This is a genomic window from Micromonospora sp. A202 (assembly GCF_006715105.1).
Taxonomy (GTDB): domain Bacteria; phylum Actinomycetota; class Actinomycetes; order Mycobacteriales; family Micromonosporaceae; genus Micromonospora; species Micromonospora zamorensis.
Window position 1 is genome coordinate 4457680 of the sequence record NZ_VFMP01000001.1, and the last position, 13337, is coordinate 4471016.

Genomic DNA, 13337 nt, shown 5'->3' on the forward strand with positions numbered 1-13337 from the left:
TAGTCTCGGCGGGTGACCTTCTCGCTCGTCGCCCGTTCCGCCGACGGCCGCCTGCACGGCGTCGCCGTCGCCAGCAAGTTCCTCGCCGCCGGGGCGCTGGTGCCGGCCGCCGCCGCCGAGGTCGGCGCACTGGCCACCCAGGCGCACGTCAACCTCGCGTACCGCCCGCAGGGCCTCGCCCTGCTGCGTACCGGTGTGGCCGCCGTCGACGTGGTGGCCGGGCTGGTCGCCGCCGACCCGGAGCGGGAGCACCGCCAGCTCGGCGTCGTGGGGGCCAGCGGTGCGGGCGCGAGTTGGACCGGGCCGGCCTGTCATCCGTGGGCCGGCGGGCGCACCGGCGACGGCTGGGCCGCGCAGGGCAACGTGCTCACCGGCCCGGAGGTCGTCGACGCCCTCGGCGACGCCTGGCTGGCCGGGTCGACGCTGCCGTTCGCCGAGCGGTTGGTGGCCGCGTTGCGGGCCGGCGACCAGGCCGGCGGCGACCGGCGGGGCCGGCAGAGCGCCGGTCTGCTGGTGGTCGAGCGAGGCGGCGGTTACGGCGGCACCAGCGACGTGGTGGTCGACCTTCGCGTGGACGACCACCCTGATCCGGTCGCCGAGCTGGGTCGACTGCTCGCCGTGCACACCATGCTGTTCAGCCGTCCGGACCCGGCCACCCTGCTCGACCTCAGCGGCGCGGTGGCCGAGGAGGTTGCGGCGTTGCTCACGGCGCTGGGCCACCCGGTGACCGACGACGGGACGGAGGCGGCGTTGGTCTCCTGGGCGGGGCTGGAGAACCTGGAGGAGCGGCTGGTGCCGGGGCGGATCGACCCGGTCGTCCTGACGCACCTGCGCGGCGTCGCCCCGCACGTCCCCGCGCCCCGCTCCGCGAGCTGACCGGGTCAGCGACCGAAGGCGAGCCAGCGGAAGCCCGCCGCGTCGACCGCGGCCCGTTCCGGTGCGGTCAGCGCCACCCGGCCGGTGGTCTTGCGGATCAGGGTCAACCGGTCCCAACCCAGTTCGGCCGGCACCGGGCGTCCGCCGGTGAGCAGGCCGGCGATCACTGCGGCTGCCGGCGGGGTGAGCCACGGCGGCCGGCCCAGCGCCGCGGCCAGGTCCAGACCGTGCACGCCCACCTCGACGACGCGGGTCCGTAGGAACTCGGTGAGGCGCATCGCGTCGCCGTGGCGGGTTCGCACCACCCGGTCGGGCGGTGCGGCGGCGACCGCCGCGTCGGTGGCCCGCCAGGCACGGTCGAACGCACTCGCCAGCCCCGCGCGGTCCACCTGCGCGGCGTCGCGCCGCCCGCCGTCGATCCGGTCGGCGTCCACCTGCGGGGTGAACTTCGCCCCACCGAAGTAGCCGGAGGCGTCCACCTCGGCGCGCGGCGGGGCCGGTGCGGCGAGCATGCCGGTCAGCCGGCCTACGCCGGTGTGTACGTGCGCGATCAGTTCCCGGACGGTCCACGGCGGGCAGTCGGTGGGACGGTCGAGGTCGGCGTCGACCAGCTCGGCCAGGATCTCGGTGAGCCGCGCGCACTCGGCGGAGAACGCCGCGCGAACCGGGTCCACCGGCCGGCTCAGCCCTTGACCCGAGGCACCAGCCGATGCACGACGGTGAGCGCCAGCGCCATCACCACCGCCATCGTGCCGGCGATCCCGGCCGCGCTGCCCGCGTACCCGATGAACAATGGGCGCCGACTCAGCTCGTCTGGTCCGGTGTCCCGCAGCTCGATCAGCCAGGCCAGGGCCAGCCCACAGGCGACCAGGGCGAGCACACCGCCCACCCCGAGCACCAGCGCGGCGACCCGGTGCGCGTCGCCGGGCGCGACCTCGGCCTGCTCCCGCTGGAAGACGAGCAGGACCAGCCCGGCCAGGGCCGCCCAGACACCCACCACGAGGTACGCGGCGACGGCGTCGCTGGGCCGGTGCCAACCGGCGGAGAGGGTGGCGACCCCGGCGATGGCGGCGTAGCCGGCACCGATGAAGGCGCCGACCGCTCGCACCTTGCGGGGCAGGACGAGCATCAGCGCGATCGCTACCGAGGCGGCCACCGTGGTGTGCCCGCTGGGCAGGCTGTTGCCCACCGCGGCGCGCTCCGGGTCGAGGCCGAAGTCGGGCCGGCTCAGCCCGTGCTTCAGCAGTTGGGTCGAGACGTTCGCCCCGGCGATCAGCAGGGTCGCGGTGATGGCGAGGGCGATCCGCCCCCGGATCAGCGCGATGAACCCGATCATCGCGGTGGCGGCCACCAGGGAGACCACCGACATCGCGTTGAGGATCCGGTTGACGGGTCCGTCGATGGTGTCCTGTCCGATCCGGTTGCCGGTCAGCGCGACAGTGTCCACCCACTGACCGATCTCGGTGTGCACGGCCACCCGCCAGACGGCGAGTAAGGCGGCCGCCTGGACGAGGGCCAGTACGACCAACCAGACCGCGGTCCAACCCCGTGCCGTCGCGCGCATCCGCACACCGTAGCGGCCGGTCGCGGCCGACCGACCGGTGGCCCGCCGACCGCCGCCGGTTAGGTTGTGCCTGAGACGAGGAGGCCGTGGTGGGCGGTGCACCGGAGGGCGACAGCGGGCAGGCCGTACCCGGCCCGGACCAGCGGACGGGTGCCGACCCGGCGCCGGCCCGGCCGGAGTCGCTGACGGATCTGCTGGGCGGGCGACGCGGCGCCATCGACGCCACGCTCCCACCGCTGGCGTTCGCGGTGGGCTGGCTGCTCGGTGGCGAGTCGCTGTGGGGTGGGGTCGGCGCGGCGCTCGCCGTGGGCGCGGTGGTGGCCGGCGTACGGCTGCGTCGCGGTGACCGCCCGCGCTCGGTGCTGATCGGGTTGCTGGCGGTCTGTGTCGCGGCGTTGATCGCGGTGCGCACCGGCCGGGCCGAGAACTTCTTCCTTCTCCAGGTGCTCTCCAACGCCGCCAGCGCGTTGGCGTGGGCGGTCAGCATCGTGGTGCGCTGGCCGCTGCTCGGCGTGCTGGTCGGGGCGGTGCTGGGCCAGCGCGCCCGGTGGCGGCGGGACCCGGCGCTGCTGCGCGGGTACGGCCGGGCCAGTTGGGTGTGGACGGCGACCTACGTGTTGCGGGTCGCGGTGTTCGTGCCGCTCTACCTGGGCGGGCAGGTGCTCGCGCTGGTGGTGGCCCGGGTGGCCCTGACCTGGCCGCTGGTCGCCGCGGCGCTGGCGTTGAGCTGGGTGGTGCTGCGGCGGTCGTTGCCGGCCGGGCACCCGGGTCTGCGTCATCCGGTCACCGTGGACCCGGTCGCACCGCCCCGCTGACCCGAAGGAGATCGGTTGGCGACGGTCCGGAGTGGGCGGTGGCGGGGCAAAAAAGTGGAGAGGCCGCCACGGGGGGAGCGGCCTCTCCGGTGACGTACGTTACTCCGTCGTGTGCTTCGGCGTGATCCCGTGACGGCCCGAATTTCTGGGCTTTTTCGCGGCTGGCTCCAGTCCGGGCGGTGGGGTGGGCCAGCCGATCCGCTGCGTCGGCCAGATGGCTGGCCCACCCCGGCCTGACCGTGGGTGTCAGGCCGTCCGCCGGCCCGGGTCCGGCGTTCCCCGGACCCGGGCGGATCCCGGGGTGGGCGGTCCACGCCACCCACCCCGGGTCGCCTCAGCCGTTCGGGAACAGGCTGCCGTAGTCGGCGTACGCCATGGCGACGTCAGCCTGTGCCCAGAACCGGTGGTAGTTGAAGCTCGGCTCCGGGCCACCGTCCAGGTACGCCTGCACCTTGGGCCAGTCCGGGTCGTTCTTGTAGAAGGACCGGATGTCGAGGAAGCTCTTGCCGGCGGCGATGGTGTCGCCGTTCGGCATCTTCCCGGTCCAGCCCGGCGGGACGTAGAGGCCCTGCCCGGTGGACGCGTTGTAGACGTCGTCGAAGCGCCGGTAGTCGCCACGCTTCTCGGTGGTGGAGACACCCTTGGCGTCGCTGGCGGCCGACAGTGCGTCGAGCAGCCCCTTGGCGGTGTCCTTCGCCGCCACGTTGCCGGACTTGGCCGCGTACGCGATCAGGATCCGGGCGTAGGCGGCGGTGACACCGACGTCCTGACCCTTGCTGATGACCTCGACGTGCAGGCCGGTGTTGGGTTGCGGGCTGGACGGGTTCCAGGTGGTCGGCTGACCGGTCCACGCCATGTCCGACGGGATCGACCAGTTGGTGCCGAGGGTGGTGTTGGCGATCGCCCAGGGCACCCACTTGTCCAGCAGCGCCTTGGCCTTCGCGTTGCCGGTCTGCTGGTACAGCTCGGCGATGCGCTGCATCGACCAGGCCTGCATACCGAACCACTGGTTCGACGGCGGGTCGTTGTAGACCGGGTCGACGTCGTAGAACATGCCGTAGAAGGTGCTGGTGCCGGCCGGCGGCTGGGCGTAGCTGCCGTCCCAGCTGTTGGTGGCGCCACCGGCGATGCCGCCCTCGGCGGACTGCAACCAGGTGTAGAACTCCAGCTGCCGTTCGAAGCTCTTGGTCCAGTCGGCGACCGCGGTCGCGGACTGCGGCTTGAGCTCCGGGGTGTTGGTCAGCGCCCAGGCCGCGAACGGGTTCTGGTAGCCGAAGTGGTTGTGGCTGGAGCCGATCCGCCAGGACCAGTTCTGGCTGGCGTCGTACGCGCCGCCCCAGGCGTAGTACCAGGACAGCAGGTAGTGCGCCGAGTCCTTGCCGCTGCCGGCGGGGCAGGTGCTCGCCCCGACGCAGTTGCCGATCTTCTTGAAGTACTTGTCGAACATCGCGTACCGCAGGTAGTCACCCATCTTGGCGGCCTTCGCGATGGTGGCCGCTACGTCGGCCTGCTTGTTCTGCGCCTTGGCCCAGGTCAGCGCCCAGTACGCGGCCTGCACGGCGCGGGCGTCGGCGTCCGGGGCGTTGGTGTACTTCCACTGCTTGGCGGGGGCGCCGGTGTCCTTGACGAACAGGTCGAGGTAGCCGTACTGACCGCCGTGCTTGAAGGTGTCGCAGGAGGGCTGCGGGACGGTTTCCCACACCGACTCCTGGGTGCCCCGCTGGAAGGTGTTGATGTAGGCCGGCTTGGTGGTGCCGTCACCGCAGCGGCCGAAGCCGTAGGTGTTGTCGACGTCCATCAGCCAGTGCATGCCGTAGATGTCGCCGGTGCCGTAGGTGGACTGCAACTCCGAGCGCAGCGGGTCCTGTCCGACGGGGATGTTCGCGTTCAGCGCCGAGGGGTACTGGCTGGGCAAGTTGTACTCCGCGGCGTACTGCGGGGTGCCGGCGGAGCCGGCGGTCGGCTGGTCGGCGTGCGTGGGGATGATGTACTTTTCCATCACCGTCCAGGCGTTGTTGAACGGCGCCCAGTTCTGGGTGACCTTGCCGTAGTAGGCCTCCAGCCAGAGCCAGAAGCTGAACGCCTCCGAGGTGGTCTCGTGCCCGTGGTCGGGCGCCTCGACGATCAGCGTCTCCACCGAGTGGTACGGCACGCCCTCGGGGCTGAAGTAACCCGAGTTCTTGATCTTGCCGTACTGGTCGAGGAACTTCGCGATGTAGGCGTTGTCGCCGCCGGGGGTGTCGTTGTCGATCTCGGTGGCGGTGACCGCCAGCGAGGCGAGCCCGGTGGCGGAGGCGGTGATGGTGGCGGCACCGCCGGCGGTGTCGGCGTCCTCCGCCGCGGCGACAGTGACGGTGACCCCGGTGCTCCAGTTGCTCGGGGTCAGCGTGGCGGTGGCCGGCGAGACCGTGACATCGGTGTCGCCGGTGCGGGTGAGGGTGACCGGCACGTTGGCCGTCGGCGCGGCGCTGAGCTTCAGGTTGAAGGTGGCGGTGCCACCCTCGGCGACGCTCACCGCGGACGGCGTGGCGACCAGCGTCGGGCCGGTTGCGGCACCGACGGTGAACGCCTTCTCGTCGACCCCGATGCCGTTGGCGTTGTCGTACGCCTTGGCCTGGACGGTGTAGCTGCCGGCCGGCAGGTCCTCCTGGGTGTACGCGTACGGGGCGGAGGTGTCGGTGTTGATCAGCAGGCCGTTGCGGTAGAACTCGACCTTGCTGATCGTCCCGTCCGGGTCGCTGGCGGTGGCGGTCAGCGGCACGTCGGCCGGAGCGGTGAACGGCCCGGTCGGCAGGCCGAGCGAGACCGTTGGCGGCTGGTTGGCCGGGGTGCCGTTGCAGGGGGTCCCGTTCAGGGTGAACGAGGTGGGCTTCGGGTTGCTGCCCGAGTGGGAGCCGTTGAAGCCGATGGTGGTGGAGGCCCCGGTGGCGAGGTTGCCGTTGTACGACTCGTTGGTCGCGGTGACCTCGCTGCCGGTCTGACTGAACTTGGCCGACCAGCCCTGGGTGACCCGCTGACCGCTGGTCGGGAAGGTCCACTTGAGCGTCCAGTTGCTCACCGGGTCACCCAGGTTCTTGATGGTGACGTTCGCGGTGAAGCCGGTGTTCCAGTCGTTGGTCGCGTAGACCACGTCGCAGGCGGGTGCGGCCTGTGCGGCGCCGGCAGGCAGGGTCACCCCGCCGATGGCGAGCAGCGCGGCGGCGGCGAGCGCCACGCGCCGGCGTATTGCCAGTTGTCTCATGTGCGCGGTGTCTCCTCGGACCAGGCCGGGATGGTCCCCGGCGAGGCGCCTGCCCGCGAGGGTGGTGGTCCGCGGGGGATTCGAGGCGCCGGGAAGGTGGTCTTCCCCGGGCCCGGCCGGGGTAGGGCGGTGCGGCCCGCACGGGAGGGGGTCCCGCCGGCTGCGCTCGGGTGACCGTGACCGGAGGTGGTGCTGCCGGCTGCCCTCGGTGGACCCGCACTCACGCGATGTGGCTCCTGTCGCGTCGAATCGACAGTGTGCCATGGAAGCGCTCCCACAACAAGCGCGCGCGGCGGCGGATCAGCTCCTTGTTTCGATCTCGTTTTGGGTCTTTCACAAAGGCGTGACGGGCGTTACAGTCGCAACATCGGTCGATGGGAGCGCTTCCATCGACAAGGTTCCAAGTAGAAGATCACCGGGGCCGTCTCTGACGGGCCCGGTGAACCAGAACCGAGGGCCGACGACGGGCCAGCCCGGACGCCGTCGTCAGCCATCGTCCCGCCACATGGAGGGAGGTGGAACCAGAGCCACTCGCGTGGCCCGGCTCCCGCGCGACACGCACGGCAGGACCCAAATCTCGCCCGTGTGTGTGCAGTTACGGTGGGGACGGGGGTTGCCCTCCCCCGTCCCCACACTAAACCCCCGTACACGATAGGAAAAGAGGCCGACGGGACAGGCGCGTTGCGCCGCCCGGACGGCCTCGTTCGCTGCTCGGGGCCAGACCCGCCTCCACCACGCCAGCACCGGCCGCCTCGACGGCCGGATGACCGGCCGGCCGCGCCTGCCCTATCATGGGAGCGCTCCCGAACCTTCGGCGGTGGCCCCGTATCCATGAGGAGAATCCATGTCGATACCTACTGGGCCCGCCGGCCCGCTGCGCTTCCCGGACAACTTCGGCTGGGGCGCGGCCACCTCCGCGTACCAGATCGAGGGCGCTGCCAAGGAGGATGGGCGCGGCGAGTCCGTCTGGGACACCTTCAGCCGCGTCCCAGGGCGCACCCGTAACGGCGACACCGGCGACGTGGCCGCCGACCACTACCACCGGTACGCCGAGGACCTCGACCTCATGCGCGACCTCGGGCTGCGCAGCTACCGCTTCTCCATCTCCTGGCCACGGATCCAGCCCGACGGCACCGGCGCACCCAACCAGCGCGGGCTCGACTTCTACCGCCGCCTCGTCGACGGCCTCCACGAGCGCGGCATCACCCCGATGGCCACCCTGTTCCACTGGGACCTCCCGCAGGCCCTGCAGGACGCCGACGGGTGGGAGTCGCGCGAGACCGCCCTCCGCTTCGCCGACTACGCCGACGCGGTCTTCGAGGCCCTCGGCGACCGGGTGCCGGCCTGGCTCACCATCAACGAGCCCAAGACCGTGGTGCAGAACGGCTACCTCGTCGGCCACCACGCCCCCGGCCGGCAGGACCCGGACGCGGCCTACCTGGTCGCCCACCACCTGCAGCTCGCGCACGGGCTCGCGGTCAGCGCGCTGCGCGCCACCGGCAGCGCCAGCCGGATCGGCCCCGCGCTCAACCTGCACCCCTGCTACCCCGCTGACGACTCGCCGCAGGCCGCAGCCGCCTCCCGCCTCTACGACGGCTACGAGAACCGCCTCTACCTCGACTCCCTGTTCAAGGGCAGCTACCCGGAGGACGTGCTGGCCGACCTGGGCCCGCAGAGCCGGATGGTCCAGGGCATCCGCGACGGCGACCTGGCGATCATCTCCGCACCGATCGACCTGCTGGCCGTGCAGTACTACACGCCCATCTACGTCACCGCCGACGGCGGCACCGAGCACCGCTGGGCGACCTCCGAAGCCGAGTGGCAGCAGATCTACCCCGATGGCATGTACGACATCCTGACCCGGGTCACCCGCGACTACGGCCCGATCCCGCTCACCGTCACGGAGAACGGGCTGCCCACACCGGACACACTGGCGGTGGACGGCACCGTCCACGACGCCGGTCGGATCAACTTCCTCCGGGACCACCTCGCCGCCGCACACCGGGCCATCGCCGCCGGCGTGCCGCTGGAGAGCTTCCACGTCTGGTCATTGCTGGACAACTTCGAGTGGAACGAGGGGTACGACCAGCGGTGGGGACTGGTCTACGTGGACTATCCGACCCAGCGGCGGGTGCTCAAGAGCAGCGCCACCTGGTACCGCTCCGTGATCGCTGACGGCGGCTTCTGAGCGGCCGCCTCCCGGACAGCCGGGCCCGGACGGCTCGGCTCCGGTGAGCCGGTGACCGTCCGGGACCCAGCGCCGGGGTCGGTCAGCGGGGCAGCGCCTGCTGCAACTCCGCCCGCAGCGCCGGGGTGAGCATCTCCCCCGCCTGCTTGGCCAGCCGGGCCATCTCGTAACCCACCACACCGATGTCCGCGTCACCGGCGGCCAGCGTGGCCAGGATCGAACCGTCGCGTACCTGCATCACCAGGAAGTAGCCGCGGCCCATCTCGACCACCGTCTGCTTGACGATGTCGCCGTCGAACATCTGGGCCGCGCCCGCGGTGATGCTCATCAGCCCGGAGGTCACCGCGGCCAGCTTGTCCGCGTTGTCGCGGGGCAGGTGGTCGGAGAGCGCCACGAGCAGCCCGTCGGAGGAGACCACCACCGCGTGCGCCACGCCCGGCACCCGCTCCGCGAACGCGCTCACCAGCCAGCTCAGGTCACGCGCCTCCTGGCTCAACGTCGTCACTGTCGTCGTCCCCCTTCGTCGTGCCCCCCGGACGGTGGCACGGGTATCTCGGTGGTGTCCTCGGCCTCGGCGCGCCGCACTCCGCTGTAGAGCCGGGAGAGCATGCCGCCGACCGCCTCCGGGTCCGGGTCGGTGCGGGTCGGTGCCGACGTCGGTTGTGCCGAGCGGGTGACCACGCTCAACTGTGCCATCGGCACCCGCATCGGCAGCCCTCGCTCATTCGTACCGGCGGTGACCGGGATCGTCGGTGGCACCGGCTGCGCGGGCACGACCGGCGCGGACGGATCCTGCCGCGACCACCAGCCCCCGCCGTTGTCGCGAGCGCCGGCCGGGGTCAACACGTCCTCGGCGCGCACCGGCACCGGACGGCCCTGGCGCGGCACGGCGACACCCGGTGGCCGACCGGCCACCGGCAGGTCCCGTGCCTCGACGCGCGGCCCGGAGGCGACGGCCTCCCGCACAGCCCCGGGCTGCCGGGCCACTCCCCGGGCGGCGCTCGTGGCCAGCATCCGGGCCGGCGCCGGCGGATCCAGCTCCACCGAGCCTGCCGGGGCCAGCAACACCGCGGGCAACGCGAGCCGGGCGACCAGGCCGCCCTGGTGGTCGTCCAACCGCACCCTTACGCCCAGCCGGGACGCCAGGTGGCTGACGACGAAGAGACCCATCCGCTCCACCGCCGCGACGTCCGCGGCCGGCGGGGTGGCCAGCACGGCGTTCGCCTCGGCCAACGCCGTCGGGCTCATGCCCAGGCCACGGTCGGCGATCTCGATCAGCGCACCCCCGGAGTCGACCCGGGCGGTCACCACCACGCTGGTGTCCGGGCGCGAGAAGGCGGTGGCGTTCTCCAGCAGCTCGGCCAGCAGGTGCACCAACTCGCCGACGGCGTGCCCGACCATGTGCACGTCGGCCACCGCCTCGATCCGAACCCGCTGGTACTGCTCGATCTCCGCCGCGGCGGCCAGCAGCACCGCGCCGAGACCGACCGGCCGGTTCCACCGACGGGTGGAGTCCGTGCCGGCGAGCACCAGCAGGCTCTCGTCGTTACGACGCATACGAGCGGCCAGGTGATCGAGCTTGAACAGGTTCTCCAGCTGGTCCGGGTCGCTCTCCTCGCGTTCCAGGTCGTCCAGCAGCTCCAGTTGGCGCTCCACCAGGACCTGGCTCCGGCGGGCCAGGTTGACGAACATCGCGTTGACGTTGCGTCGCATGAGCGCCTGCTCGACGGCGACAGTGACGGCACTGCGGTGCACCGCCACGAACGCCTCGGCCAGCTCGCCGATCTCGTCGAGCGAGCGGACCACCGCCGGCGCGACATCGATGTCCGGCACCCCGCCTCGGACGGTCTTCAGACGGTCCAGCGCCTCCGGCAGCTCGACCTGGGCGATCTGGAGCGCCTGGCTCCGCAGCAACCGCATCGACCGGGCGACCGAACGACCCACCAGCAACGAGATCAGCAGAGCGACCAGCAGGACCGCGACGATCCCGCCGACGACCAGCAGGGTGGCCCGCAACTGCCCGTCGCTGGCGTCGTCGGCCTGCCGCACAGCGTCGTCGAGCACACCCGCCTCAAACTGGCGCAGCAGCTCCTGCCGCTGCTGGCTGGCCCCCCACCACTGCTCCGACGGCAGCACCTCCGGCGCCTTGTCGCCGGCTGGCAGGCTGCGCTCCTCCAGCCGGGTGGCGACCACGAACATCGGGGCCACCGACGTCTCGTCGTACCGGCGGATCTGGTCGGACGTCGCGGCCACCCGGAACGCGCCGAGCGCGGTCAGCTGCTGGGCGCGCAGGTCGGTGAGGAGCACCCGGTCCTCGGTGCCGTACCCACCGGCGCGGGCGGCGGCGTAGAGCTGGGCCCGCACCCGGGAGGAGAGCTCCTTGACCCGGGCCAGTTGGACGTAGCGCAGCACCGCGTCGTTCAACGCCGGCTGGTCCTGACCAGGGGTCGGCTCGGCGAGCAGGTCGATCAGCGCGCCGACGGCCCGGTGGTAGTTGCTCAGGATGGTCTCGCTGCTGAGCACCGCCGGTGGGATGGCCGGACGGATGTCGACCACCTGGTCGTACGCCTCCAGCGCCTCGGAGAAGGCCACCCGCCAGGACGCGTCGGCGTCGGCCAGCGGCTCGGCGGCCCGGCGCAGGTCCGCGACAGCCCGGTCGGTGGCGGTCTGCAACGGCTTCAGGTCGGTCGCCGTGGTCTCCCGCTCGCCGCCCCTGCGCAGCTCGCCCAACTCACCCGCCGAACGGTCGCGCTCCTGCTGGAGCTGGTGCACGGCGGCGGTGATCTGCCGGCCGATGCCGACCTGGCTGGAGAAGTCGTTCAACACCGTCGTCCGCCCCACCAGCGCGCTGGTCTGCACACCGGCGAGCAGCAGGAACGCCATCGAGGGCACCACCAGCACGGTGGCGAGCTTGGTGCTCATCCGCCAGTCCCGCAGGCGGAACGGCGAGCGCCGCCGGTGCGGCACCACTCGGACGTCGAAGCGTCGCCGGCGATGGTTCGACACCGCGCCGTTCGCCGGCTCGGGACCTACCGCCACCCTGCCTCCTCCGTCCTACCGCGTCCACCGCGGTCCGGGGAGCGCCGTCCATCCAACCAGGCTCGGGAGCGCTGTCAACGGCCCGGGCAACGCGGAGGTTCAGGAAGGATACTGCGGGTGGGACCGTCCTGCCGTGGTCGGCAGGACCAGCTCGTCCGTCCGGCCGATGTCGGCGAGGCCGATCGCGTCACCGAACCGGCCAAGTGCCACCAGTGCCGCGCCGGTGGCGCCGATCTCCGGGTTGCGTTGGTGCGACACCGGCCGCGGTGCGAGCGCGGCGGCGAAGGCCTGCCGCCACCACACCGACGCTGCCACGGCACCCCCACCCAGCACCACACCGACCGGTTTGTCGATGGTGGACTCCAGCACGGCGAGATCCTCTGTGACCAGGTCACACAGCCCCTGCATCAGCCCGGCCAGGATGTCCACCGAGGTGGTGCTGAAGCTGAGGCCACGCAGTTCGCCGCTGCCCGCTGGCGCCAGGCCGGGCGCCCGGTCGCCACCGAAGCGGGGGTCGGCCGGTCGGCCACCGCCCGTCGGCACCAGCGCCAACGCCGCGTCCAGCTCCGCGCCCCGGGGCAACCGCAGCTCCCGGTCCGCCCAGGCGAACAGGTTGCCTCCGCAGCCGTACGCCGCGCCGGTCACCACGTGGTCGTGGTCGACCCGGTAACGCCACAGCCGTTCGGGGAGCCGGGGCATCGGCTCGCCGGCCGGGATCCGCTGCATCAGCCGTACGGCCGCGGAGGTGCCGACGGTGACGGCGGCGCGGCTCGGGTCGACGCAGCCCGAACCGACGTTCGACGCGCCGCCGTCGCCGACCGGCGGTGACCACCGGGCCTGCGCCAGCTGCGGCCAACGGCCGGCCAGGTCGGCCCGCAGCCGGCCGTGCCAGTTCAGCTCCCCGAGGGGCGGCAGGTCCTGCGGTCGCGCCCCGGCCAGCGTCAGCGCCTCCTCGTCCCAGCGCAGGGTGCGCAGGTCCAGCAGGCCGGTCCCGGAGGCCTGGGAGATCGACATGGGTGCCGAGTCGAGCAGTTCACCCAGCACGTACTCGGGCAGACCGACGAACCGGGCGATCGGGCTGCCGGACTGCTCCCGCAACCAGGGCAACCGCATCGACCAGTACGAGCGGTGCCACCAGCAGCCGGTGCGTTGGTGGAAGCCGTCCGGGTCGGCCGGCCCCGCCGTGCCGCCGACCGGCGCGGGCCGGGTGTCCAGCCAGGTGACCACCGGGCCCATCGGGGCACCGGCTCGGTCCAGCGGGAGCACCGAGTGCCACTGCGCGGAGACCGCCACCAGACCGACGTCGTGCAGGTGCCCTGCGTCGGCCAACTCGTCCAGGCACTCGACCAGGGAGGCGAGATAGTCGGGACCGGACAGCGTGCCGGTGCCGTCGTCGCCGATGGCGAGGTCGACCTTGCGCCGGGCCAGGGCACCGGGCAGCGGCTGGGTGTCCCCGTCCAGCACCAACCCCCGGACGGAGGAGGTACCCAGATCGAGCGCGAGAATGTTCATCGCCGGTCAAGTTACCCGGTGCGAACAGGGCAACGGGCGCGTAGGGTGGATCACATGCTCGCGCATCTGACCAGTTGGTGGCCCGCCGATCCGGCGGCCACC

The 13337-nt window shown here is 72.4% G+C and carries 9 protein-coding genes; 3 read left to right on the plus strand and 6 right to left on the minus strand.

Features of this window, described 5'->3' with window-relative positions; genetic code table 11:
• Positions 1-12 precede the first annotated feature (12 nt).
• Positions 13-876, plus strand: a complete 864-nt coding sequence (locus FBZ33_RS20505; RefSeq protein ID WP_141910331.1) for a DUF1028 domain-containing protein — start codon at positions 13-15, stop codon at positions 874-876.
• A 5-nt stretch (positions 877-881) separates the two neighbouring features.
• On the opposite strand, the gene FBZ33_RS20510 is transcribed toward FBZ33_RS20505, so the two are convergent.
• Both FBZ33_RS20510 and FBZ33_RS20515 read right to left on the minus strand, forming a co-directional pair.
• Complete coding sequence (locus FBZ33_RS20510) at positions 882-1550, minus strand: maleylpyruvate isomerase N-terminal domain-containing protein (RefSeq protein ID WP_255508980.1); 669 nt, start codon at positions 1548-1550, stop codon at positions 882-884.
• An 8-nt stretch (positions 1551-1558) separates the two neighbouring features.
• The gene (locus tag FBZ33_RS20515) at positions 1559-2446 is read right to left on the minus strand and encodes a phosphatase PAP2 family protein (RefSeq protein ID WP_185755370.1); all 888 of its coding nucleotides are present in this window, start codon (positions 2444-2446) and stop codon (positions 1559-1561) included.
• A 176-nt stretch (positions 2447-2622) separates the two neighbouring features.
• Here FBZ33_RS20515 and FBZ33_RS20520 point away from each other — a divergent pair, with 176 nt between their 5' ends.
• Complete coding sequence (locus tag FBZ33_RS20520; protein WP_088951882.1) at positions 2623-3255, plus strand: DUF3159 domain-containing protein; 633 nt, start codon at positions 2623-2625, stop codon at positions 3253-3255.
• A 334-nt stretch (positions 3256-3589) separates the two neighbouring features.
• On the opposite strand, the gene FBZ33_RS20525 is transcribed toward FBZ33_RS20520, so the two are convergent.
• Positions 3590-6496, minus strand: a complete 2907-nt coding sequence (locus FBZ33_RS20525) for a glycoside hydrolase family 48 protein (RefSeq protein WP_141910333.1) — start codon at positions 6494-6496, stop codon at positions 3590-3592.
• Positions 6497-7340: 844 nt separating this feature from the next.
• Here FBZ33_RS20525 and FBZ33_RS20530 point away from each other — a divergent pair.
• Positions 7341-8684, plus strand: a complete 1344-nt coding sequence (locus tag FBZ33_RS20530) for a GH1 family beta-glucosidase (RefSeq protein ID WP_088949110.1) — start codon at positions 7341-7343, stop codon at positions 8682-8684.
• Positions 8685-8766: 82 nt separating this feature from the next.
• Here the strand turns inward: FBZ33_RS20530 and FBZ33_RS20535 are convergent, their stop codons facing one another.
• The 3 genes from FBZ33_RS20535 to FBZ33_RS20545 all read right to left on the minus strand — a co-directional run bounded on the left by FBZ33_RS20535 (position 8767) and on the right by FBZ33_RS20545 (position 13235).
• Positions 8767-9180 (minus strand): roadblock/LC7 domain-containing protein, encoded by a 414-nt coding sequence (locus tag FBZ33_RS20535; RefSeq protein WP_197699692.1) that lies wholly within the window; start codon positions 9178-9180, stop codon positions 8767-8769.
• Positions 9181-9185: 5 nt separating this feature from the next.
• Complete coding sequence (locus FBZ33_RS20540) at positions 9186-11723, minus strand: nitrate- and nitrite sensing domain-containing protein (protein WP_185755371.1); 2538 nt, start codon at positions 11721-11723, stop codon at positions 9186-9188.
• A 99-nt stretch (positions 11724-11822) separates the two neighbouring features.
• Positions 11823-13235 carry an FGGY family carbohydrate kinase gene (locus tag FBZ33_RS20545; RefSeq protein ID WP_141910334.1) on the minus strand — a complete coding sequence of 471 codons (1413 nt, stop codon included), beginning with the start codon at positions 13233-13235 and terminating at the stop codon, positions 11823-11825.
• Positions 13236-13337: the final 102 nt, after the last annotated feature.

Excerpts from the sequence above, each read along its gene's own strand:
- FBZ33_RS20530 (WP_088949110.1), top strand. The coding sequence starts at position 7,341 with ATGTCGATACCTACTGGGCCCGCCGGCCCGCTGCGCTTCCCGGACAAC.
- FBZ33_RS20545 (WP_141910334.1), bottom strand. The coding sequence starts at position 13,235 with ATGAACATTCTCGCGCTCGATCTGGGTACCTCCTCCGTCCGGGGGTTG.
- FBZ33_RS20525 (WP_141910333.1), bottom strand. The coding sequence starts at position 6,496 with ATGAGACAACTGGCAATACGCCGGCGCGTGGCGCTCGCCGCCGCCGCG.